This is a genomic window from Ruminococcus sp. RTP21484sp1_RTP21277st1_D2_RTP21277_210401 (genome assembly GCF_040924225.1).
Lineage (GTDB): Bacteria > Bacillota > Clostridia > Lachnospirales > Lachnospiraceae > Blautia_A > Blautia_A faecis.
Genome location: NZ_JBCOMJ010000007.1, coordinates 41,800 through 65,293, shown reverse-complemented (window position 1 = coordinate 65,293; position 23,494 = coordinate 41,800). Strand labels below are relative to the sequence as shown.

At 45.1% G+C, this 23,494-nt stretch carries 21 protein-coding genes and 1 pseudogene; 16 read left to right on the top strand and 6 right to left on the bottom strand.

Going from position 1 to position 23,494, the window contains the following annotated elements; translation table 11 throughout:
- Positions 1 to 13: 13 nt before the first annotated feature.
- The 7 genes from AB5706_RS23070 to AB5706_RS06805 all read left to right on the top strand — a co-directional run bounded on the left by AB5706_RS23070 (position 14) and on the right by AB5706_RS06805 (position 7,571).
- On the top strand, positions 14 to 388 hold the full coding sequence (locus AB5706_RS23070) for a DUF6783 domain-containing protein (RefSeq protein ID WP_472515475.1): 375 nt from the start codon (positions 14 to 16) through the stop codon (positions 386 to 388).
- Between the two features lie 153 nt (positions 389 to 541).
- The gene (gene pfkB / locus AB5706_RS06830; protein WP_148461884.1) at positions 542 to 1,474 is read left to right on the top strand and encodes a 1-phosphofructokinase; all 933 of its coding nucleotides are present in this window, start codon (positions 542 to 544) and stop codon (positions 1,472 to 1,474) included.
- Entirely contained in the window at positions 1,471 to 3,384 is a 1,914-nt protein-coding gene (locus AB5706_RS06825) for a PTS fructose transporter subunit IIABC (protein WP_173772039.1), read from the top strand. Before pfkB ends, AB5706_RS06825 begins: the two co-directional genes overlap by 4 nt.
- Positions 3,385 to 3,603: 219 nt before the next feature.
- Positions 3,604 to 3,861 (top strand): HPr family phosphocarrier protein, encoded by a 258-nt coding sequence (locus AB5706_RS06820; RefSeq protein WP_118579528.1) that lies wholly within the window; start codon positions 3,604 to 3,606, stop codon positions 3,859 to 3,861.
- A 160-nt stretch (positions 3,862 to 4,021) separates the two neighbouring features.
- Complete coding sequence (ptsP, locus tag AB5706_RS06815; protein WP_173715929.1) at positions 4,022 to 5,671, top strand: phosphoenolpyruvate--protein phosphotransferase; 1,650 nt, start codon at positions 4,022 to 4,024, stop codon at positions 5,669 to 5,671.
- Positions 5,665 to 6,417 (top strand): DeoR/GlpR family DNA-binding transcription regulator, encoded by a 753-nt coding sequence (locus AB5706_RS06810; RefSeq protein ID WP_118579534.1) that lies wholly within the window; start codon positions 5,665 to 5,667, stop codon positions 6,415 to 6,417. Before ptsP ends, AB5706_RS06810 begins: the two co-directional genes overlap by 7 nt.
- Before the next feature lie 356 nt (positions 6,418 to 6,773).
- The gene (locus AB5706_RS06805; protein ID WP_118579537.1) at positions 6,774 to 7,571 is read left to right on the top strand and encodes an HAD family hydrolase; all 798 of its coding nucleotides are present in this window, start codon (positions 6,774 to 6,776) and stop codon (positions 7,569 to 7,571) included.
- A gap of 159 nt (positions 7,572 to 7,730) precedes the next feature.
- Here AB5706_RS06805 and AB5706_RS06800 read toward each other — a convergent pair whose 3' ends face one another.
- Both AB5706_RS06800 and hcp read right to left on the bottom strand, forming a co-directional pair.
- On the bottom strand, positions 7,731 to 8,342 hold the full coding sequence (locus AB5706_RS06800) for an ATP-binding protein (protein WP_368365953.1): 612 nt from the start codon (positions 8,340 to 8,342) through the stop codon (positions 7,731 to 7,733).
- 13 nt (positions 8,343 to 8,355) lie between these two features.
- Positions 8,356 to 9,951 carry a hydroxylamine reductase gene (gene hcp, locus AB5706_RS06795; RefSeq protein WP_243284048.1) on the bottom strand — a complete coding sequence of 532 codons (1,596 nt, stop codon included), beginning with the start codon at positions 9,949 to 9,951 and terminating at the stop codon, positions 8,356 to 8,358.
- Between the two features lie 242 nt (positions 9,952 to 10,193).
- On the opposite strand from hcp, the gene AB5706_RS06790 reads away from it, so the two are divergent.
- On the top strand, positions 10,194 to 10,856 hold the full coding sequence (locus tag AB5706_RS06790) for a Crp/Fnr family transcriptional regulator (RefSeq protein WP_226815677.1): 663 nt from the start codon (positions 10,194 to 10,196) through the stop codon (positions 10,854 to 10,856).
- Positions 10,857 to 10,889: 33 nt separating this feature from the next.
- Positions 10,890 to 11,261: a PAS domain-containing protein gene (locus tag AB5706_RS06785; protein WP_368365952.1), complete on the top strand. Its 372-nt coding sequence runs from the start codon at positions 10,890 to 10,892 to the stop codon at positions 11,259 to 11,261.
- A 122-nt stretch (positions 11,262 to 11,383) separates the two neighbouring features.
- Here the strand turns inward: AB5706_RS06785 and AB5706_RS06780 are convergent.
- Positions 11,384 to 11,506: pseudogene (locus AB5706_RS06780) on the bottom strand (DUF6783 domain-containing protein); the annotation flags it as partial.
- On the opposite strand from AB5706_RS06780, the gene AB5706_RS06775 reads away from it, so the two are divergent.
- Positions 11,456 to 11,608 carry a DUF6783 domain-containing protein gene (locus AB5706_RS06775; protein WP_313721213.1) on the top strand — a complete coding sequence of 51 codons (153 nt, stop codon included), beginning with the start codon at positions 11,456 to 11,458 and terminating at the stop codon, positions 11,606 to 11,608. The pseudogene AB5706_RS06780 and the gene AB5706_RS06775 sit on opposite strands and share 51 nt — an antisense overlap.
- Positions 11,609 to 11,686: 78 nt before the next feature.
- Here AB5706_RS06775 and AB5706_RS06770 read toward each other — a convergent pair whose 3' ends face one another.
- On the bottom strand, positions 11,687 to 12,163 hold the full coding sequence (locus AB5706_RS06770; RefSeq protein ID WP_118579636.1) for a COG2426 family protein: 477 nt from the start codon (positions 12,161 to 12,163) through the stop codon (positions 11,687 to 11,689).
- 253 nt (positions 12,164 to 12,416) lie between these two features.
- Between AB5706_RS06770 and AB5706_RS06765 the strand changes: the two genes are divergently transcribed.
- Entirely contained in the window at positions 12,417 to 12,635 is a 219-nt protein-coding gene (locus tag AB5706_RS06765) for a cation transporter (RefSeq protein ID WP_118579549.1), read from the top strand.
- Here AB5706_RS06765 and AB5706_RS06760 read toward each other — a convergent pair.
- Positions 12,630 to 12,737, bottom strand: a complete 108-nt coding sequence (locus AB5706_RS06760; RefSeq protein ID WP_368361847.1) for a DUF6783 domain-containing protein — start codon at positions 12,735 to 12,737, stop codon at positions 12,630 to 12,632. The two genes, AB5706_RS06765 and AB5706_RS06760, sit on opposite strands and share 6 nt — an antisense overlap.
- A gap of 141 nt (positions 12,738 to 12,878) precedes the next feature.
- Here AB5706_RS06760 and AB5706_RS06755 point away from each other — a divergent pair, with 141 nt between their 5' ends.
- Complete coding sequence (locus AB5706_RS06755; RefSeq protein ID WP_173774159.1) at positions 12,879 to 14,747, top strand: heavy metal translocating P-type ATPase; 1,869 nt, start codon at positions 12,879 to 12,881, stop codon at positions 14,745 to 14,747.
- A 22-nt stretch (positions 14,748 to 14,769) separates the two neighbouring features.
- Complete coding sequence (locus AB5706_RS06750; RefSeq protein WP_148461875.1) at positions 14,770 to 15,141, top strand: ArsR/SmtB family transcription factor; 372 nt, start codon at positions 14,770 to 14,772, stop codon at positions 15,139 to 15,141.
- 92 nt (positions 15,142 to 15,233) lie between these two features.
- Here the strand turns inward: AB5706_RS06750 and AB5706_RS06745 are convergent, their stop codons facing one another.
- Positions 15,234 to 16,622 (bottom strand): ISNCY family transposase, encoded by a 1,389-nt coding sequence (locus tag AB5706_RS06745; protein ID WP_368365951.1) that lies wholly within the window; start codon positions 16,620 to 16,622, stop codon positions 15,234 to 15,236.
- 224 nt (positions 16,623 to 16,846) lie between these two features.
- Between AB5706_RS06745 and AB5706_RS06740 the strand changes: the two genes are divergently transcribed.
- From AB5706_RS06740 to AB5706_RS06730, 3 genes are all read left to right on the top strand, one after another.
- Complete coding sequence (locus tag AB5706_RS06740) at positions 16,847 to 19,318, top strand: glycoside hydrolase family 2 protein (RefSeq protein ID WP_368365950.1); 2,472 nt, start codon at positions 16,847 to 16,849, stop codon at positions 19,316 to 19,318.
- Positions 19,319 to 19,593: 275 nt separating this feature from the next.
- Entirely contained in the window at positions 19,594 to 20,958 is a 1,365-nt protein-coding gene (locus AB5706_RS06735; protein ID WP_118581938.1) for a GH1 family beta-glucosidase, read from the top strand.
- A gap of 132 nt (positions 20,959 to 21,090) precedes the next feature.
- Positions 21,091 to 23,481 (top strand): glycoside hydrolase family 31 protein, encoded by a 2,391-nt coding sequence (locus AB5706_RS06730; RefSeq protein WP_173772806.1) that lies wholly within the window; start codon positions 21,091 to 21,093, stop codon positions 23,479 to 23,481.
- The last annotated feature ends 13 nt before the right edge of the window (positions 23,482 to 23,494 follow it).

Below are 23,494 nucleotides of genomic sequence, written 5' to 3'. Positions count from 1 at the left end.
ATAACAGAATTTGATGACTGATTTTGACCATCATTATAAAATACAGAAAAATGCAGGGTTCAGGTTGGGGCACAGCCTGATATCTGCATTTTTTTGTGATTTATGGATATTACTATTCGTACAGCCAATAGTAAATAACCGCTATATTGACCTGTCTGATCTGTCATATACTGCGCCAATGTGGCAGATACTTAATTTTCACTGTACTGGAGCGCGTCTGAAAAATCATTCCCGCAATCTGTACGCCCCACTTTGCGGTATGTTTCGCCCGAATTCGGTTGCCGTAGCCTGCTACGACGCCCTCATCCGGACAAAATCTCCCACAAATTGTGACGTACATCTTGCAGAAAGCTTTTTTGAACATGCTCTGGCACATCGTTGCATATAAAAAATCAAAAACAGTCAAAATAATTCATATTTGTGCAATTGTAATAAAACATAAGTGAAAATCTTTTGAAAAAGATTGATTGACTTTGACTGTATATGAAAGTATAATAAGCACAACAAATCAAAAACAAGCAAAAATAAGCAGGAGGCAGAAATGATTTACACTGTGACTTTTAATCCGTCACTGGATTACATCGTGTCGGTAGAGAACTTCCAGCTTGGTCTTACCAATCGAACCAGTTCGGAGATGCTTTTGCCGGGAGGCAAGGGAATTAATGTTTCTACAGTTCTTATGAATCTGGGAATTGAGAGTACAGCCCTTGGATTTACAGCCGGATTTACCGGAGATGAGATTATCAGACGTCTTGAGGAGATGGGTGTGAGGAATGGTTTCATCCAGGTAGGGGAAGGCTTTTCCAGAATCAATCTGAAACTGAAAAGTATAGACGGTACAGAAATCAATGGACAGGGACCGAAGATCGGAACTGATAAGGTGGATCTGCTGATGAAGCAGTTAGGAGAGCTTGGACAAGGCGATGTACTTTTCCTTTCCGGAAGTATTCCATCATCCATGCCGGATGATGCCTACCAGAAGATCATGGCTATGCTGGACGGCAGAGGCGTAAGAATCGCAGTAGACGCGACGAGAGATCTTTTGATGAAGGTTCTTCCCTATCATCCATTTCTCATTAAGCCAAATAACCATGAACTTGGTGAGATCTTCGGCGTAGAACTGAAAGACCGCCAGTCCGTGATCCCATATGGTAAGAAACTCCAGGAGATGGGAGCTGTGAATGTACTGATCTCCATGGCAGGAGAGGGCGCGGTCCTTATTGCTGAGAATGGAGACGTTTATGAGGAGCCTGCACCGAAAGGCAAGCTGATCAATGGTGTTGGAGCCGGAGACTCCATGGTTGCCGGATTTATGGCAGGATATATGGAGAAGCAGGATTATGAATATGCGTTCCACATGGGAATCGCAGCTGGAAGTGCCAGTGCGTTTTCTGAGAATCTTGCTACCAGAGAAGAGATTGAAGCTGTATATCAGCAGATCACAGGAAAGGATCAGGAGGAAAGGAAGAAATGAGGATCACAGATTTACTGGATATAAGAAGTATTTCGTTAAATGCTGCCCCAGCAGATAAGTCTCAGACTCTGGATGCAGCGGTTTCCCTTATGACCAGAAGTGGCAAGATTAATGATGAGGAAGCGTACCGTAAGCAGGTCTATGCCAGAGAGGAAGAAAGTACCACAGGAATCGGGGAGGGAATCGCCATTCCTCATGGTAAATGTGATGCAGTAGAGAAACCAGGACTTGCCGCTATGGTGATCCCGGGAGGCGTTGACTTTGACTCTCTTGACGGAGAGCAGGTTACCTTGCTGTTTCTTATTGCTGCGCCGAATACAGAGGATAATGTTCATCTGGACGTGCTCAGTAAGCTTTCCATGATGCTGATGGATGAGGAATTTACCAAGAGCCTTCGTGCAGCGAAGACACCAGAGGAATTTCTTGCGATCATTGATCAGGCAGACGAGGAGAAGAAGAGCGTAGATGAGCTTCTGGCCGATATGGGAGAGGCTGAAGCGGATCAGTTTAAGATTCTGGCTGTTACTTCCTGCCCTACAGGAATTGCCCACACTTACATGGCAGCAGAAGGAATTGAGAAGGCTGCCAAGGCGAAGAACTGCTTTGTGAAGATTGAGACAAGAGGTTCTGGCGGAGCCAAGAATGTGCTTACAGAGCAGGAGATTCAGGATGCAGACTGCATTATCGTTGCAGCCGATGCTCAGGTTCCAATGGATCGTTTCGATGGCAAGAAGGTGATTCAGCGTCAGGTTTCTGACGGAATTAATAAAGCTGATGAGCTTGTAGAGCTTGCCATGTCTGGAAACGTACCGGTTTATCACAGTGGAAATGCATCAGCCTCATCACAGAGTCAGAATAAGACCGGCGGCGGTGTGGGACACAAGATTTACACCCAGCTGATGAATGGTGTTTCCCATATGCTTCCGTTTGTAGTTGGCGGTGGTATTCTGATCGCCATTGCCTTTTTGATCGATGGTCTTATGGTAGATATGAATGCCCTGGATGTAGCCGAGCGCTCTAATTTTGGGTCTATTACTCCGGCGGCAGCTATGTTCAAACAAATCGGTGATGTGGCATTTGGTTTTATGCTTCCGGTTCTGGCGGGATTTATTGCCATGGCAATCGGTGACAGACCGGCACTTGCACTTGGCTTTGTGGGTGGAATGATGGCACACAGCGGAACTTCAGGTTTTCTTGGTGCTCTGGTAGCTGGTTTTGCAGCAGGATATATTATTCTGGGACTTCGTAAGGTATGTGAGAAGCTTCCGGAAGCCCTTGAGAAGATTGCGCCGGTTCTGATTTATCCGGTTGTTGGTATTCTGATCATGGGACTTCTGATGCTGTTTGTTGTAGAGCCCATCATGGGGGGTATCAATACAGCACTGAATAACGGACTTACCTCCATGGGAAGCTCCAGTAAGATCATTCTTGGACTGATCCTTGGCGGAATGATGGCAATCGATATGGGTGGCCCGTTTAACAAGGCAGCATATGTATTTGGTACTGCAGCGATTGCAGCTGGTAACTATGATATTATGGCAGCCGTTATGGTTGGTGGTATGGTTCCGCCATGCGCCATCGCACTTGCTACACTTCTTTTTAAAGACAGATTTACGAAAGAAGAAAGGGAGTCTGGTCCTACCAACTTTATTATGGGACTTGCCTTTATCACAGAGGGAGCCATTCCTTTTGCAGCAGCCGACCCGCTTCATGTGCTTCCGGCATGTATTGTGGGATCTGGTCTTGCAGGTGCAATGTCCATGGCATTTGGCTGTACCCTGATGGCACCTCACGGTGGAATCTTCGTAGTTCCGGTTATGGGAAATGCAGTGCAGTATGTGAGTGCACTGGTAGTGGGAACTGTTGTTTCCGCAGTGCTCCTGGGAGTTCTGAAAAAGAAAAATGCCTGACAATGGATGTTCAAACAGGCTCTAATATTGGCTGCGGAATGAATGGTAACTCATGTCTGGAAAAGATATGCAGGTATAATCGTGTTATTGTGAAGGTCATGAACAGTAACATAATCGTGAATAGTGATTGACACAGAATGTGAAATCAGATATAAAGAAATCAAATAATAAGAAAATCAATAGAGACCAAAGATAAAAAGAAAAATGGAGGAATGAATCATGAGAGAATTTAAATATGTTGTAACAGACCCGGAAGGAATCCACGCACGTCCAGCAGGAGAGCTTGTAAAAGCAGTAAAGGCTTTTTCTTCTGATATCAAGATCGCAAAGGGCGGCAAGGCTATGAATTGTAAGGCAATCTTCGGAATTATGGGACTTGCAGTGAAGAAAGGTGACGAGGTTACTCTTACATTTGAAGGTGCAGATGAAGACGCTGCATATGAGGCAGTGAGCAAATTCATGCAGGAAACTCTGTAAGACAGGAAGGGGACATACCTGCGGGTATGTCCCTGTTTGTTTGTAAACAGCCTGTCAAAGTGATATTTGCGTGAGACTTTGGTGAGTATCACGAGAACGGGATAGGATGGCAGGAGCGTTTGGTCTCCTGTCAGCAGATCAAATAAGTGGGAGAGAAAAAATGCAGATATATAATGGAAAAAGTGTTTTCGGTGGTATTGCCATCGGTAAGATCAGCGTATATCAGAAAAAAGAGCAGCAGGTTAAGCGTGTGAAGATTGATGATCCGGAACAGGAGATGGCGCGCTATGAGAAAGCTAAAGCAGAAGGGATTAAACAGCTTCAGGGACTTTACGATAAGGCCTTGAGAGAAGTCGGGGAAGCCAATGCAGCAATCTTCGAAGTTCATCAGATGATGATGGAGGACGATGGATATAATGAATCTGTAGAGAATATCATTCGCAGCCAGGGCGTAAATGCAGAGTATGCAGTGGCAACTACAGGTGACAATTATGCGCAGATGTTTTCGGCAATGGACGACGATTATATGAGAGAGCGTGCAGCTGATGTTCGTGATATTTCTGAGCGGCTTCTCACCATTTTAAATGGAGAAGAGACAGGGGCTGTAGATGCAGACGAGCCGAAGATCATTGTGGCAGAGGATCTGGCGCCATCAGAGACTGTACAGCTGGATAAGGATAAAGTTCTCTCTTTTGTTACAGTGAAAGGCTCCTTGAATTCCCATACAGCGATTCTTGCAAGGACCATGGCGATTCCTGCACTTGTAAATACTTCCGTGTCTCTTGAGAGTGAGATGGATGGCAGACTTGGAATTGTAGACGGGGCAGACGGTACATTTTATGTAGATCCGGATGAGGAGACTCTGGCAGAGATGAAGAAGCGCCAGGAAGAAGATCTTTCCAGAAAGCAGCTTCTTTTGACCCTTAAAGGAAAAGAGAACGTTACACTTGACGGACAGAAAGTAATGCTGTACGCTAATATTGGCAACATCAAGGATCTGGCAACAGTCATTCAGAATGATGCTGGTGGAATCGGTCTTTTCAGAAGTGAGTTTATTTATCTGGAGAAGGAAGATTTCCCAACAGAGGAAGAACAGTTCCAGATTTACAGACAGGTTGCACAGACTATGGCAGGCAAGAGAGTGATCATCCGTACATTGGACATTGGTGCAGACAAGCAATGCGATTATTTCCACATGGAGCATGAAGAGAATCCGGCACTGGGATGCAGGGCAATCCGTATCTGTCTGACAAGACCGGAGATTTTCAAGACACAGCTTCGTGCTTTATTCCGTGCCAGTGCATTTGGCAAGATCGCAATTATGTATCCTATGATCACCAGCGTACAGGAAGTGCGTAAGATCAAGGAAATCGTAGAGGAAGTGAAAGCGGAGCTTACCTCTCAGGGCGTAGAGTTTGGTAATCCGGAACAGGGAATTATGATTGAGACTCCGGCAGCAGCAATCATCAGTGATGATCTTGCGAAAGAGGTTGATTTCTTCAGCATCGGAACCAACGATCTCAGCCAGTATACTATGGCAATCGATCGTCAGAATCCTCAGCTTGACCTGTTTTTTGATCCTCATCATCCGGCAGTGCTGCGCATGATTTCCCTGGTTATGGAGAATGCTCATAAGGCTGGTATCTGGGCTGGAATCTGTGGAGAACTTGGTGCTGACCAGTCACTTACAAAAGAGTTTCTGGCAATGGGAGTGGACGAGCTTTCTGTTTCACCGGGAAGTATTCTTCCACTGCGTAAGATCATTCTGGAAACCAATGTTACAGATTATAAGGCGGGAAAAGAATGTTAACACAGCAGCGACATGAGATCATTTTGGAGCTTCTGAGAGAGAAAGGAAGTATTACTGTCACAGAAGTGAAGGATCTTTTAGATACATCAGAGTCAACAGTGAGAAGAGATATCACTGCACTGGATAAGGAAGGCAAGCTGGAGAAAGTTTTCGGTGGTGCCGTGGAACTGAAGGAGCGGGTAACTGCATATGAATATTCAGTTGCCGAGAAAATGGGACTGAAGCTGGAGGAGAAGGACCGGATCGCAAAATATGCAGCAGGTCTTATCCAGGATGAGGATTTTGTCTATATTGATGCAGGTACTACTACTGGGGATATCCTGAAGTTTCTTAAGGTTACAAGGGCAGTATTTGTTACCAATGCAGTGGTACATGCCCAGACACTGGCAGGAAGAGGCTTTAAGGTTCTTCTTGTAGGTGGAGAGCTGAAGAGCACTACAGAAGCAGTAATTGGTAATCAGGCTATGAATACGATTCGTGGTTATCATTTTACCAAAGGCTTTTTTGGAACCAATGGACTTACCAGAAAGAGTGGCTGTACTACCCCGGATGCCAATGAAGCGGCAGTTAAAGCAGCTGCCATGGAGCAGTGCAGGGAGTGCTATGTGCTCTGCGATAGTTCCAAGTTTGACAATATCAGTTCTGTGACCTTTGCAGATTTTTACAGATCTACGATAATTACAGACAGGATTCCGTCTGGCTATGAAGATTGTGCTAATATTATAGAAGTACAGAAGGAACAGTAACTGTCTTGTTACTGTTCACTGGTAACGTTCCGCGAGGTGTTTTTTGTGAACAAAGTTCACAGAAAACCCGAGAATTAAGTTTGCGCAGCAAACGCTACTTCTTGTGCTTGTCACAAGAAGGTTCGTCTTTCTGTGCATCGCGAAGCGTGTTACTGTGAACGGAGTGAACAGTAACACTGTCTTTGGAATTGCAGGAATGATTTTTTTAATATACTCTGGATAAAGTGTTCCTTTCATAGTATAATAGTCCACAGGATTTCTGACAGATAAAGGTTGGGAGTTCTGTGGATTTTTATGGAATAGAAAATATGTTGGAATCCCCTGTTATGTACTAGCAGAATACATGAGGTAGAGCTATGATAAAACTGATCGCATCAGATCTGGATGGTACACTTCTGAAAGAAGGCACCATGGATATTAATCCGGAAATTTATGACATTATCCGAAAGCTGAAGGCTAAGGGAATTGTATTTGCGGCTGTCAGCGGCAGAGAATATGACAGTATTGAAAGAGTGTTTGCACCTGTGAAAGATGATATTTATTTTATTGCAGGAAACGGTGGAATCATTTCCTATCAGAGAGAGATTATTGAGAAAATGGCAATTCCTGCAGATATACTCAAAGAGGTTGTGGAGTATGTGAGAGCCCAGGAGGGAGCTTCTTTCATGACAGCAGGCAGTGCCCAGGCATACGTGGAGCGGGCAGACCAGGCTTTTGTGAAGAAACTTCGGGAAGGGTACAAGCTTCATGTAAATGAAGTGGACGATGTACTGAATGCTCCAGAAACTATGACAAAAGTTGCCATGTACAATGAAGAAGTGGATGCAGCTGTAGGAGCAGAGGAAGCGAAGCGGCGTTTTGGAGATAAGATTCAGATCATGGCTTCCGGTGATTACTGGGTGGATTTCGTGGATGTGCATTCCGGAAAAGGAAATGCTCTTCAGAAACTTTGTAACCGTCTTGGAATTACGAAGAGAGAAGAGGTTGTTGCTTTCGGAGATAACTGCAATGATGTGAGCATGCTGCTGGAAGCTGGAAAGAGCTATGCAGTTACTACTGCCCGCGAGGAAGCCAAGCAGGCCGCCAGATACGTACTGGAGAAACCAGGTCCGGACAGCGTACTGAATGTGTTAAAGATGATTTTGGAGTTATAAGAGAAAAGAAGAATAAAGAAATGGGAGTACATTCAATTTTGTAATTCCATTGGAGAAATCTTTGATATTGTAGTGGAAGATATGATTCATCAATCAAAGGGATTACAGGGATAAAAAATCCGGGCTGTGTGGAGCAGTCCGGATTTTTGTGGGGCAAAATCAGGCAAGAATCCTTCCATCTGTGGAGATGGTGTACACCTGCCATGGAAGAAATTTTCCGCTGGCTTTCATGGCATTTATGGCTGCATTCTGGATTCCGCCGCAGCATGGAACTTCCATACGCACGATGGTAACACTCTTGATATTGTTCTGACGGATGATTTCGGTGAGCTTTTCGCTGTAATCTACAGAGTCCAGTTTCGGACAGCCGATAAGAGCAATCTTACCTTTGATAAAATCCTGATGGAAGTTAGCGTAAGCATAGGCTGTGCAGTCTGCAGCAATAAGAAGGTCAGCATCGTCAAAATATGGAGCATTGATAGGAACTAACTTAATCTGTACCGGCCACTGTTGAAGCTGGGAGTGTGCTTCCAGCTTTTTCTTATTTTCCAGAACTGCGGCTTCGTCGTAAGCAGCTGCCTCCTTTTCTACAAAAGAAATGGCATTTGTTGGACAGGCAGGGAGGCAGTCGCCCAGACCGTCGCAGTAATCTTCACGAAGCAGTTTTGCTTTTCCATCTATAATTCCAATTGCACTTTCGTGGCAAGCGCGGGCACAGAGCCCGCAGCCGTTACATTTTTCTTCATCTATATGAATGATTTTTCTGATCATGAGAGTATCCTCCTTATCCCAACAACGTTTTCAAGTCTTCCTCTGGCGTAGTAATCGCAGCGATCCCAAAGTTTTCTACCAGATAATTCAGCACATTCTGTGATAAAAATGCCGGAAGGGTCGGGCCAAGACGGATGTTTTTGATTCCAAGGTGAAGCAAGGTAAGCAGAATGGAAACTGCTTTCTGCTCATACCAGGAGAGCACCATGGAAAGAGGAAGCTCATTTACCCCACATCCAAATGCTTCTGCAAGAGCGCCCGCAACCTTGATCGCGCCGTAAGCATCGTTGCACTGTCCCATATCCATCAGTCTTGGAAGCCCACCGATGGTTCCAAGGTCCAGATCGTTAAATCTGTATTTTCCACATGCAAGTGTAAGAATTACGGAATCAGAAGGAGACTGCTTTACAAAATCGGTATAGTAATTGCGTCCGCTTCTTGCGCCGTCGCAGCCTGCTACCAGGAAAAAGTGACGGATAGCACCTGCTTTTACAGCATCAATTACCTGATCTGCAACGCCAAGAATGGTTCCATGGGAGAAGCCGGTTGTAACGGAAGTTCCGCCGTTGATTCCGGTAAAATGCTGGTCTTCCTGATATCCGCCAAGCTCCAGGGCACGCTGGATAACTGGTGTGAAATCTTTTTCTTCATTAATGTGAACAGTTCCAGGGAAAGTGACAGTTCCTGTAGTAAATACCCGGTCCATGTAGCTTGGTTTCGGCGGCATCAGGCAGTTTGTGGTAAAAAGAACAGGAGCTGGGAGCTCTGCAAATTCTTTTTGCTGGTTCTGCCATGCAGTACCGAAGTTTCCTTTCAGGTGACTGTACTTTTTCAGTTCCGGATAAGCATGACAGGGAAGCATTTCACCGTGGGTGTAAATATTAATGCCTTTTCCTTCTGTTTGTTCCAGAAGAAGTTTCAGGTCATGCAGGTCGTGACCGGTAATGACGATGAATGGGCCTTTTTCCACAGTAAGAGGTACTGTAACAGGAGCTGGTGTGCCGTAAGTGGCAGTGTTAGCGCGGTCAAGAAGCTCCATGCAGGAAAGATTGTATTTACCTGTTTCCATTACAATAGGAAGAAGCAGGTCCATATCCCAGTCCTCGCCCAGTGCAAAAAGTGCTTTTGCGAAAAATTCGTTTACTTCTGTGTCAGTATATCCAAGTGTCATTGCATGGTAGGCATAAGCCGCCATTCCGCGGATTCCAAAGAGAATCAGAGATTTCAGGGAGCGGATGTCTTCCTGGGCGTTCCAGAGAAGCTTCATATCGTAGTCGTCGTTATGTCCGCAAGGGGAAGCGCAGCCGCCACAGTCTGGGCGAAGCCGGGCTTTTTCCTGGTGGATGCGGTCTGTGATTTCTGCGATGGCTTTGTCATCGAAGCTTACGTTGGTAAGGGTAGCAAATAGACCTTCCACCATCAGTTTCCATGTGGTTTCTGCAAGTGGTGTATTCTCATCTGCTGCATGGGCGAGTCCGATGAGAGCTCCGGTAAGTTCATCCTGAAGTCTGGCTGTATCCGCGGTCTTTCCACAGACTCCTTTGGCACCTGTACAGCCGGTACATCCGGCAGTTTGTTCACACTGAAAGCAAAACATGTTCTGTTCCATAAATAGTTTCCTCCTGAATTTGATCATATTGTTCTATAAGGTATAAGTATTTCGTAAAAATAAGTTGATTGGGTTCTGAATGTTTTGTAATTGCAAAAGGAAAAGTAACATGAAATTCTTTTCGTTTCGCATGAGAAAGTCAGAGATGGATAATTTATTTCTGCCTCCGCCCTTGACTTTGTACGCATACTATAATATAATCCAACCAACAAGTATGTTGTTATAACAACAAAAGGAGAAAAATGAATTATGAATTTCTTTCCAGGACTTTTCTCTTTCAGGGAACAAGTCCAGAAGAAACAAAGCACATGCTTTCCTGTCTGAAAGCCACTCCGCAAAGCTTTGCCAAGGGCAGCACGATCTGGCAGGTGGGAGACCAGGTGAAGACGATGGGACTTGTGCTTAACGGCAGTGTTCATATTGAGAACATTGACATGATGGGAAACAAGAGTATTTTGAACCGGATCGCGCCAGGTCAGGTTTTCGGAGAGACATATGCCTGTATTCCAGGGGAAAAGCTGCTCATAGGGGTGACAGCTGCAGAGGACTGCCAGATCCTTTTTCTGGAGGTGGGAAAGATTTTTCGCACCTGTCCGGATACCTGCCCCTGTCACGAGAAACTGATCCGTAACATGCTGATGGTCATGGCGAAGAAGAACCTGGAACTTTCCAGAAGAAGCCTTCATACGGCACCGAAATCCATCCGGGGAAGACTGCTTTCCTATTTTTCCCAGGAGATGGTGCAGCAGGGCAGCAGCCGGTTTACGATTCCCTTTAACCGGCAGGAACTGGCTGATTATCTTGGCGTAGACAGAAGTGCGCTTTCCAATGAGCTTGGAAAAATGCGAAAAGAGGGAATTATTGAAGTAAACAGAAACCAGATCCACTATCTGGAGTGTGTTTGAAAAAGGCTCTAAAGCAGGAGGGAGAAATTTAAAATGAATCTGACACCATATTTTAAGAGTATTATCGATCAGGATGTTGCATCCGTTGTCATCTGCAACCTGAAGCATGAAATTATCTACATGAATCCGAATGCTGTGGAGAGTTATCATAAATGGGGTGGTGAGGCACTGCTTGGAAAAAGTCTTATGAATTGTCACAATCCGAAGTCAAAGGAAATAATTGAAAAAGTGGTTGCCTGGTTTGAAGAAGATAAGGAGCACAACCGGATCCATACTTTTTATAATGAGAAACAGGCGAAGGACGTATATATGGTAGCCCTGCGTGATGAGGATGGAGCTTTGATCGGCTATTATGAGAAGCATGAGTATCGGGCACGGGATGAGGAACCGTATTACAATTTCTGAAGCTAAAAACATGTTGCTGTTTATGACCTGACCGGCAGCACGCTTCGTGATATACAGAAATTATGCATTCGCATGATTTTGCACCGCAATTTTCGGATTTTCTGTGAACAGGAACAAAAACATTAATTAAAAAATGAGTGGGAAAAGAAACTAGAGCGTGTTTGAAAAAGGCTTTCTGCAAGATGTGCGTCACAATTTGTGGGAGATTTTGCCCGGATGAGGGCGTCGTAGCGGGCTACGACAACCGAATTCGGGTGAAATATACCGCAAAGTGGGGCGTGCAGATTGCAGGAATGATTTTTCAAACAGGCTCTAAGACGAGCGAAAACGACAGAGGCTTGTTTTAGTTTCTTTTAAGGCATAAAAAAAGTATATGAGTTTATTCGTAATCAGATAAACTTCATATACTTTTTCTTGTAATCCTGTCAGCTGAATACTGCAAATAATGCCCCAAAAAGTCCTGCACTTGCAGCGCCCATAATAAGACCAGCCAGAATGACACCAAGCATTACAGCCAGAACACTGGACTTAAAGTCCATGTCCAGAAGGCTGGCAGCCAGGGTTCCGGTCCAGGCACCTGTGCCGGGAAGAGGAATTCCTACGAAGAGCAGAAGCGCTACGAATAATCCGCGGCCGGCCTTTGCCTGAAGGGCCTTTCCTCCTTTTTCCCCTTTTTCAAGACAGAAGGTAAAGAAGCGCCCGATCACCGGTTTATCCTTGCCCCACTCCAGAACCTTGCGGGCGAAGAAATAGATAAAAGGTACTGGAAGCATGTTTCCGATAATGGCGATAATGTACGCCGGAACCAGCGGAATTCCGAAGCCTACAGCATATGGGATCGCGCCTCGCAGCTCAATCAGCGGTACCATAGAAATAAGAAAAACGATTAGATAACTTTTCATGTTTAAAATCTCCTCTAATTTCAATCCAATAATATTCGACTTATTATACACGAAAAAAAACGAATTGAACAGGGCAAAAAAAGAAATTACTATATTAATACAGGAAAAAGAAAGCATTTATGCTACATCATAGAAAAAGAAAGATTTTATGCCAAACCTATTGACAGAAGTTATTTAAATGCTATAATAAAAACAAACATATGAATAATTGTTCATATGAAAAAGAGAACATTTTCTAAAGGAGACCACTACCATGAAAAAAACTTACAAGATTGATGTTGACTGCGCAAACTGTGCAAACAAGATGGAGGAAGCTGCTAAGAACACTGCTGGTGTTAAGGATGCGACTGTAAACTTCATGACTCTGAAAATGATCGTTGAGTTTGAAGATGGACAGGAGCCGAAGGCTGTTATGCAGGAAGTCCTGAAGAACTGTAAGAAAGTAGAAGACGACTGCGAGATCTTCTTATAAAAACAATGAGGAAAAGCAGTTACTAGAGCGTGTCTGAAAAATGCTTTCTGCAAGATGTACGTCACAATTTGTGGGAGATTGCGGGAATGATTTTTCAAACAGGCTCTAGGCACAGAGTGAACAGTAAGACAATAACCGGACTGGATGTACTCTGTTCAGTCACGCAAATGAATTAAGCGAATATGTCGCGTGCCAGCGACATCATTATAATGGAGGCCGTGCCCTCAGGGCATGTGAAAGAATATGAACAAGAAGCAGAAAAAAGTATTGACCAGAATTATTATTGCTTTTGTCCTTTTGGTTTTGCTGAACTTTCTTCCGGTAGATGGCTATCTTCGAATGGCACTTTACATGATCCCATATCTGGTGATCGGTTATGATATTCTGAAAAAAGCGTTTAAGGGAATTAGGAACCGTCAGGTATTTGATGAGAATTTTCTGATGGCAGTTGCCACAATTGGTGCCATTGCTCTCGGCGATTATCAGGAAGGCACTGCGGTTATGCTGTTTTACCAGATCGGAGAACTTTTCCAGAGTTATGCCGTTGGAAAGAGCAGAAGAAATATCAGCGAGCTGATGGATATCCGTCCGGATTATGCAAATATTGAGCAGGACGGTAAGCTGGAAAAGGTAGACCCGGACGAGGTAGAGGTTGGAACTATCATTGTGGTTCAGCCAGGAGAGAAGATTCCAATTGACGGAATGATTGAAGACGGAAATTCCACATTAAATACAAGCGCATTGACAGGAGAAAGCCTTCCGCGAGATGCGAAAGTGGGAGATGAGGTCATCAGCGGCTGCATTAACATGACAGGTGTATTGAAAATCCGCACCACGAAGGAATTTGGTGAATCTACGGTTTCCAAGATCCTGGACCTTGTTGAGAACTCAAGCTCCAAGAAATCCAGATCTGAAAACTTTATTTCAAAATTTGCGAAATATTATACCCCGGCAGTCTGCTACAGTGCTCTGGCACTTGCAGTCATTCCGCCTCTTTGTAGAATGCTGTTTATGGGACTTTCTCCGGAATGGGGAGACTGGATCTACCGTGCTCTGACGTTCCTTGTAATCAGCTGTCCATGTGCACTGGTGATCAGTATTCCTCTCAGTTTCTTTGCTGGAATCGGTGGTGCCAGCAATCAAGGCGTTCTGGTAAAAGGCTCTAACTATCTGGAGACACTTTCCCAGACGAAGATTGTTGTTTTTGATAAAACAGGTACTATGACAAAGGGCGTATTCGAGGTCAGCGGAATCCACCATAACGAGATGGAGGATGCAAAGCTTCTGGAATATGCAGCATATGCAGAGTGCTCTTCCTCACACCCCATCAGCAAGAGCCTTCAGAAAGCATATGGCAAGCCAATTGACCGCAGCCGTGTCACAGACATTGAGGAAATCGGTGGAAACGGTGTTATTGCAAAGGTGGACGGTGTGTCTGTAGCTGCCGGCAACGCGAAGCTGATGAACCGTCTTGGTATTGCGTACAAAGAGTGCCATCATGTAGGAACGGTTGTCCATATGGCTGTGGATGGAAAATATGCAGGTCATATCCTGATTTCTGACATTATCAAACCTCATGCCAAAGAGGCAATTGAGAACCTGAAAAAAGCAGGCATTACAAGAACGGTTATGCTCACCGGTGACGGAAAAAAAGTAGCAGAGTCTGTAGCAGCTGACCTTGGAATCGGAGAGGTTCACAGCGAGCTTCTTCCTGCGGATAAGGTTTCCAAGGTGGAAGAGCTTCTTTCAAACAAGTCTGAAAAAGAGAAGCTTGCCTTTGTTGGAGACGGAATCAATGATGCACCGGTTCTTTCAAGAGCGGATATTGGTATTGCAATGGGGGCGCTTGGTTCTGATGCTGCAATCGAGGCGGCTGACGTTGTCCTGATGGACGATGACCCGTTGAAGATTGGGAAAGCCATTCGCATTGCCAAGAAGTGTATGCGAATTGTATATGAAAATATTTATTTTGCAATTGGCGTGAAACTGATCTGCCTGGTACTTGGTGCCCTCGGCATTGCAAACATGTGGATAGCCATTTTTGCAGATGTAGGAGTTATGGTACTGGCAGTGCTCAATGCAATCCGTACTTTGTTTGTGAAAAATCTTTGATGATGATATCGAGGTATTCAGAATGAAAAAAGACATAGATAAAGAAGTGGAAATCTGTGATTGCTGTGAGGTTCATGAAAATCTTCTGCAAATTGTAAACGAGACCATCCCGGAGGAAAACGAGTTGTACGATCTGGCAGAGCTGTTCAAGGTGTTTGGCGATTCTACCAGAATCCGGATCCTGTTTGTACTTTTTGAAGCAGAGGTGTGCGTGTGTGATCTTGCAAAGGCATTGAACATGACTCAGTCAGCTATTTCCCACCAGCTTCGTATTCTGAAACAGAATAAACTGGTAAAAAGCCGCAGGGATGGAAAATCTATATTCTATTCTCTGGCAGATGAGCATGTTCGGACAATCATTGACCAGGGAAGAGAGCATATAGAGGAAGATTAAAGGTGTCAAGCGTTTTTGAAAATGTCCTAAAATAATTGAAGTATTAGCCCCGGCTTTTTGCTGGGGCTTGTTATATTGATGTGCTTCATTCCTCAGGCAATTTTTGTATCTTGATCATTCTGGTGGTGTTCTTGCTGTTTGACAAATTTTCCAAACTGTTGACGACGCCAGGGGTGGTTCATTGGCGGAATGCGGGGCTTCTTTGGTTTTGGCGGAGTATAGTCTATATCTAAGTCTTTTGATTTTGTTTCGTGCTCGGGTATTTCTTCCAGTGCATAGATGTCTTTGTCATTTACACAGCAGTATTGACTGCCATCAAAAGCCTGAATAAACATTACCTTTGTTCCTTTTCGGTAGTGGACCTGATTGCCTCTGCTGTCAATCATACGGTAGTATTTATTGGAATGCCTTAAACAGTGTCCGGTATCTACCGTTCTTTCGCATAAAACTGCAAGAATCAGGTTGATTTTTTCAATTTTGGGTTGCACTTCGAACACAGACTTGATACCATGAAGGGGAAGGGCAAACTTCTCATTGAATTCCTTTATGTAGGAGTTTAGGAATTCATTGGCAGCGTCTATGGTCGTTATGCCTGCAAGTCTCAACTCGACTTGCAGGCGCGACTGTAGCGTCTGGTTCAGGCGTTCTACACGTCCTTTTGCCTGAGGCACACTGCTTGATCCCAGTTCAACCCCAAGCTGTTTACAGGCATAGGCAAACTGTGTATAGGTATCCTCATCGATAGATGGGGAGTTTTTCTTTTTATAGGTGAAAACAGTACGGCGGTCTGTAAAGAACTTGTAGGGGATACCGTAAGTTGTGAGAATCTGATGGAAAACGTGGTAATAGCCATTCAGAGTTTCCTGGGTATCAAACCAACCGCAGGTAATCCTTCCTGTAGCATCATCTATAGCCAGATGCAGATGCCATATCTGAGCGGGGATCCATTCGTAGGGAGTTGCGTCCATTTGCTGCAGTTCACGGAAATAAGCGGCTCTGGGCCGGCGGGAATGGGCGTCCTCAAGAGCAACAAGATTAATCTGTATCTGATCCGCTTCTTTCTGAGATTTCGCCGCTTTTTTATCGGCTTTTAATTGTTCTTTGATTCTCTTTTTCTTAGCTTTTGTAGCCTTGGGAGAGAGAATGTATTCAGCTTCGAGAATAGACATAACCGCTGAAGGGGAGAGGTAGATATCTTCATGTTTTCCTAATAACTCAGTGAAATGTTCAAAATTGGCATCATAGTATTTGTTGCGGTATAAATCGACAACAAGATTACGAGTTTCATTGGGGATGGTATTGGCTGGTTTACGTCCTCTGTTGCCATGGATAAAATAGGCTTTGCCATGTTCTTTGTAGCCTTTAAGCATACGGTTAATGTGACGTACAGTACAACCGAGAGTAAGGGCAGCTCTCTGCTTGTTAGGGGCTGGATGATCTGCCAATGATTTGATCACCTCATATTTCTTTTGTTCATCCATTGATAATTCTACCTTTCTGATAATCGTTACCTCCATCTGTTGATGGAAGCATTATACTACATTGGGACATTTTCCTTTATGGTATATTAGGACATTATCATAAATGGTTCATAACAGTAACAATCTCCACTGGTATATGGTTGACATTGCTTCATAGGACTGTTAAATTATATTTACATATCTTAATATTTTTGAACGGCTTGCTGACAAGAAAGGATAACCATATGATAAAGCGAGACTTAAAAGACAATTTTCAGATATCCATCAGCGGCCAGGACACCTGGTATGACATGAATGTGCCCGGCTCCGCCATGGAGACTTTTTGCAAAGAAGGAATTCTTCCGGATCCATATTATGGAATGAATGAGTACAAATGGACAGAATTCTGGAAAAATGATTTTGATATCAGAAGCACTTTTTCTGTAAGCGCAGAAGAGATTGCCAGCGAAGAGATTCTTCTTACCTTCTACGGAATTGATACTGTAGCAGATGTCTTTTTAAATGGAAAGAAGCTTGGACATACTGAGAACATGCACCGCACCTGGGTCTACCAAGTGAAAGAGCTGGTAAAAGAAGGCGAGAACCTTCTGGAACTCCATATCGCTTCCCCGGTAAAATTTATTGAGGCTTACAAACCGGAGAAAGGAAGAGAGATTCATCTTACCAACACCGGAACTACCCCTGGAAGCCAGTACATCCGTAAAGCACACTCCATGTTTGGCTGGGATTGGGGCCCAAAGCTTCCAGATGCCGGACTTTTCCGCGGTGTGGAGCTTTGCTGCTTTGATACTGCAAGACTGGGCGAATCCCTGATCCGCCAGGAGCATGTGGATGGAGCCGTGACACTTCATATTGGAAGTGAAATTGAGAAAGCAGATGGACAGGTTGTAAAAGCTGGAAATACTGCTATGCAGTCAAATGGAAATTCAGCAGAAAATATTGCCGCAGAGTTGAAAGAAAGTACAGTAGAAAGTGTTGACAGACAGGTTCGGGAAAGCGCAGCTGAAATCTCTGCAGCACAGCCAGAATCTGGCGGAAGCGCACAGCCTTTATACACCCTGACGATCCAGCTGAAAGCCGGCGAGACTGTTCTTGATACCAGGGAATACCCCATCGGTCTCCGCACTGTCACGGTATCCCGTGAGGATGACCAGTGGGGCCAGGAATTTGCCATTATGGTAAATGGCGTAAAGATTTTTGCCCGAGGTGCAGATTATATTCCGGATGACTGCTTCTACCCAAGAATTACCAGGGAAATCCTGGAGCGCGATGTAAATGCCTGCGTATTTGCAAACTTTAACTGTCTTCGCGTATGGGGCGGCGGATATTATCCATCCGACGAATTCTACGCTCTCTGCGATGAATACGGAATTCTCCTTTGGGAAGATCTGATGTACGCCTGCAACATTTACGACGTAACACCGGAGTTTGCAGAGAATATTGCAATTGAAGCAAAAGACAATATCCTCCGTTTCCGCAATCATGCCTGCCTTGGCCTGATCTGTGGAAACAATGAGCTGGAATGCGCATGGACAGACTGGAAGGATGTCCAGGGACATGCACCGTCTCTTAAGAGAGACTACCTGTATCAGTTCGAATTCCTCCTTGCAGATGTGGCAAAAGAAAACGCACCAGATGCATTCTACTGGCCGTCTTCCCCGTCATCAGGAGGAAGCTTTGATAATCCATGTGATGAGAACCGCGGCGATTGCCATTACTGGGATGTATGGCATGGTCAGAAACCATTCAGTGAGTACATGAAACACTATTTCCGTTTCTGCTCCGAGTTCGGCTTCCAGTCTCTTCCATCTATCAAGACAGTAGAGACCTTTACCGGGGAGAAAGACCGCAACCTTTTCTCCAGAGTTATGGAGAGCCATCAGAAAAATCCGGCGGCAAACGGTAAGATTCTATATTATTTATCTGAGACCTTCCGTTATCCGAAAGACCTGGAAAGCCTGATCTTTCTAAGCCAGATTCTTCAGGGATACGCCATGAAGGAAGCAACGGAGCATTGGAGAAGAAACCGCGGCAGATGTATGGGAAGTATTTACTGGCAGTTCAATGATAACTGGCCGGTTGCGTCCTGGTCCAGTATGGACTATTACGGAAGATACAAGGCCCTCCATTATATGGCAAAAGGCTTCTGCGACAATGTGGCAGGAAGCATTGAGAAAAAAGAGACTCACATAGGCTTCTGGATTTCAAACGAGACACTTGACCCGGTAACGGTAAAAGCGAAAATCGCGGTGAAAACACTGGACTTCCAGGTGATCGAGGAGCAGGAAGCATTTAAAGAAGTACCTGCACTCAGTGCAGAATGCCTGTTTGAGAAAGAATACAAGGAATTGATCGCAGGTCGTGATGACAGCGTATTCTTTGTTGCCGAATATGAGTATGAACAAAACGGACAGAAGGTTTCCAAGAAAGAATTCGAGACATTTGTCCCAGTCAAATATCTGGAACTGAAAGATCCTGCGTTTAAGGTAACTGAGAATGCAGACGGAAGCGTTTCCATTCAGACAGATACTTTTGTTCCATATTGCATGCTGGAGGGAATCAGCGCGGATACCATCTGGAACGAGAATGTGGTTGCATTTACAGACAAGGAAGCAGTCACACTTGTGCCGGTAGAAAACCAGAAGATTTCCAGAGACGGCGTCCGGATTTACGATATTTATCATACATATCATTAATAAAATGATATGAGTGTCAAACGGTCTTTTGCCACTCATTTGATACCCGGATTGCTACGCAGCTACGCTGCTCCCGCAATCCTCCAAATATTCGAAATCCGCAACAAAACGTCAGATACGTAATTTTTGCTGGTAGACAGAGGTTTGTAGAATTAAGCAAAAGTAAAAATAGAGCGATCACATAAAATGTTACGAGACATAGATCAATCAATCAGGAGAATCGAAACACGCATTTGAAAAATTCTCCCCTACATAATAGAGAAAGGAATTACACCATGGGATTTAATAAAGATTTTATCTGGGGCGGTGCAACCGCTTCCTATCAGGTAGAAGGCGCAGCTTATGAAGACGGAAAAGGCCTGAATATCTGGGATATTTTCTGCAAAGACGGCGGACACATTTATGAGAACCAGACAGGTGATGCAGCCTGCGACCAGTATCACCGCTACAAAGAAGACGTTCAGATCATGAAAGAAATGGGCATGAAAGCATACCGCTTTTCTCTTTCCTGGGCGCGCATCATGCCGGAAGGCACAGGCACAGTCAATGAAAAAGGTCTGAAATACTACGACAACCTGATCAATGAACTTCTGGACAACGGAATTGAGCCATTTGTTACCTTATATCACTGGGATCTTCCATACGCACTTCATTTACAGGGCGGCTGGATGAATCCAAATTCTCCATCCTGGTTTTACGAGTATGCAAAAGTAGTGGCAGAGCATTTCTCAGACAGAGTAAAGAATTTCTTCACCATCAATGAGCCGCAGTGCATAGTTGGCCTTGGATATCAGACCGGTGAGCATGCACCAGGCCTGAAGGTTGGCCCATCCGATTATTTCCGTATCTGGCACAACGTACTGAAAGCCCATGGACGTGCAGTAGAAGCGCTTCGTGAGTTCAGCAAACAGCCTGTAAAGATCAGTATGGCACCATGTGGAGCCCTTTATGTTCCGGAAACAAACAAGCCGGAAGATATTGAAGCCGCAAGAAAAGCAAACTTCAGTCTCCCGGAGAACTCCATCGGAGCCTGCAGCTGGGACGTTGCTCTTTGCTGTGATCCGGTTTATCTGGGACAGTATCCAGAGGATATTCTGAAAGAATTTGGACAGTTTTTCCCGAAAGTAACAGATGCCGATATGAAGCTGATTTCACAGCCACTTGATTTTTTTGGACAGAACATTTACAATGCCGTAACTGTTCGTGCCGGTGAGGATGGAAAAGCAGTCCGCGCAGCACGTTACGATGGTTTCCCACAGACTGCAATTGGCTGGCCGGTAACTCCGGAGGTTCTGTACTGGGCGCCAAAATTTATGCAGGAGCGTTATAAGAAGCCGTTTATGATCACAGAGAATGGCATGGCTTCCCATGACTGGGTAGGTGTGGACGGAAAGGTTCACGACCAGGCCCGCGTAGATTTTATGGCTCGTTATCTTGGCGCTTACAAGCGTGCAGCTGAGGACGGTGTGGATCTGGCAGGATATTTCGCATGGTCCGTAATGGACAATTTCGAGTGGGCATACGGATATTCCCAGAGATTCGGACTTGTTTATACAGACTACAATACACAGAAGCGGATCTGGAAGGATTCCGCATATTTCTACAAAAATATTATCGAAACAAACGGAGAGAATCTGTAATTCCGGAGGTTGCCCATGACAAGTCAGAGGGGCAGAAAGAAAAGTGTAGCAGCAGTTTTTACTGGTTGAAAAAGCAGTAGAAAACGTATATAGAAACAACTAAAAACCTTAAGAGTTTGAGAGGATACATATATGTTTGAGAATAATCTGTGGACGATGGAACCAATTGGCAGACCGGAGAACACCATCCAGGGTGATAAATACCGCTTCACCCTGCTGACTCCCTGCCTGATCCGAATGGAATACAGGGAAGACGGCAAATTCGAAGACCGTCCTACCCAGGTCGTATGGAACCGTAAATTTGATCCGGTAGACTTCCGTGTGGAAAAGAAGGACGAGGGCTTTGAGCTTTTCACCGACAGAATGCACGTCACCTACACTGGCGGACCTTTTACCCAAAACAGTCTGAACTTAAACGCAGTAGGCGGTCAGAACGCCTATGGTGCAGTATGGTATTATGGGGAAAAAGGTGACAATCTTGGCGGAACTGCAAGAACTTTGGATGAGGTAGATGGGGAATGCCCACTCCAGGAGGGAATTATGTCCAGAAGCGGCTGCTCTCAGATTGATGACAGCCATTCTCTGGTGCTGGATGAAAACGGATGGACTCAGGTGCGCACAGGAGATGGGGTGGACATTTATGTTTTCGCTTATGGAAATGATTACAAAGAAGCTTTGAATGATTTTTACCGTCTCACCGGAAAAACGCCTATGCTCCCAAGATATGCCCTTGGAAACTGGTGGAGCCGTTATTACGCTTACACAGAAGACAGCTACAAGGCGCTTGTAACCCGCTTTGAGAAAGAGAAGATCCCATTTTCTGTTGGTGTTCTGGATATGGACTGGCACCTGGTAGAGGAAGTGGACCCAAAATATGGCAGCGGCTGGACCGGATATACCTGGAACAAAAAGTACTATCCGGATCCGGAGCGTTTTATGAACTGGCTTCATGACCATGGAATGAAAATCTCTGTAAACCTTCATCCGGCTGGTGGAATCCGCGCCTTCGAGGAAGCATATCCGGCTATGGCGAAGGAACTGGGAGATGTAGATACCGAACACGAAGCTCCCATCGATTTTGACATCACAAGCCGCAAATTCCTGGAAGCATATTTCAAATGTGTGCTTCATCCAGAGGAAAATAAAGGCGTTGATTTCTGGTGGATCGACTGGCAGCAGGGCAATATCACGAAGGTCCCTGGTCTGGATCCTCTGTGGATGCTGAACCACTATCATTACCTGGACAATGCCCGCGATGGAAAACGTCCTCTTACTTTTTCCAGATATGCAGGACCTGGTTCACACAGATATCCGGTAGGATTTTCCGGCGACAGTATCGTAACCTGGGAGTCCCTGAATTTCCAGCCTTATTTTACCAGCACAGCTTCCAACATTGGATATGGCTGGTGGAGCCACGATATCGGCGGGCATATGCTTGGCTATCGTGATAATGAGCTGGCACTTCGCTGGGTACAGCTTGGCGTATTTTCTCCAATTAACCGTCTGCACAGCAGCAAAAATGAGTTTATGGGAAAAGAACCGTGGCAGTTCCCTATGGAGATCGGTGAGGTTATGAAGGAGTTTTTAAGACTCCGTCACCAGATGCTTCCGTATCTGTATACCATGAACTACAGAGCATATAAAGAGAACACGCCTTTGATCCTGCCAATGTACTACACATATCCGGCAGAGCAGGTGGCTTACACAGTGAAGAATGAATATGAGTATGGAACCGCATTTATTGTAGCGCCTGTTACGGAGAAATCTGTCCAGGGCGTTGGAAGAGCCAGGACTCATGTATGGCTGCCAGAGGGTACTTACATTGATTTCTTCACAGGTCTGGTATACTCCGGCGACAGAGAGATGGATATGTACCGTGACCTTCATTCCATACCGGTTCTGGCGAAAGCAGGTGCCATTGTGCCGATGACTGAGGAAATCTTTGGACAGGAAGCGGCCAGAAATCCGGAAACTATGACCATCCGTGTATACGGCGGTGCAGACGGCAGCTTCCAGCTTTACGAAGACGACAACGAGTCCAACGCTTACCTGAAAGACGAGTGCGTTCTCACAGACATGGATCTGAAGTGGAGCATTGGCCACTTCGTCATCCACAAGGCAGCGGGCAGGCTGGAACTGATCCCGCAGAAGAGAACCTGGACTGTAGAGTTCTGGGGTGTGAAGGACACCGAGGTTACCGTAGAAGTGGAAGGTACAGGGGTAGAAGCTTCTAAAAAGTACGATGAAGCACTTGGCTGCCTGGCGGTAAGTGTTCCGGAAACCGCTGCAACCTCTGAAATCATCATTACTCTGGGAGCTCCGGAGCTTCGTGAGAATGATGTGAAAACCCAGGTATTCAACCTTCTCAACCAGGCTGAAATCCCATACATGGAGAAAGTAGCCATCATGGAAATTCTGGACAAGAAAATTTCCAATGCCGCCAAACTCACCCAGCTTACCGCAATGCATCCGGAAGAAGGAATTGTGGGAGCAGTGGGAGAGATTTTGACTGCGATAGAGTAAGATATAAACAGAA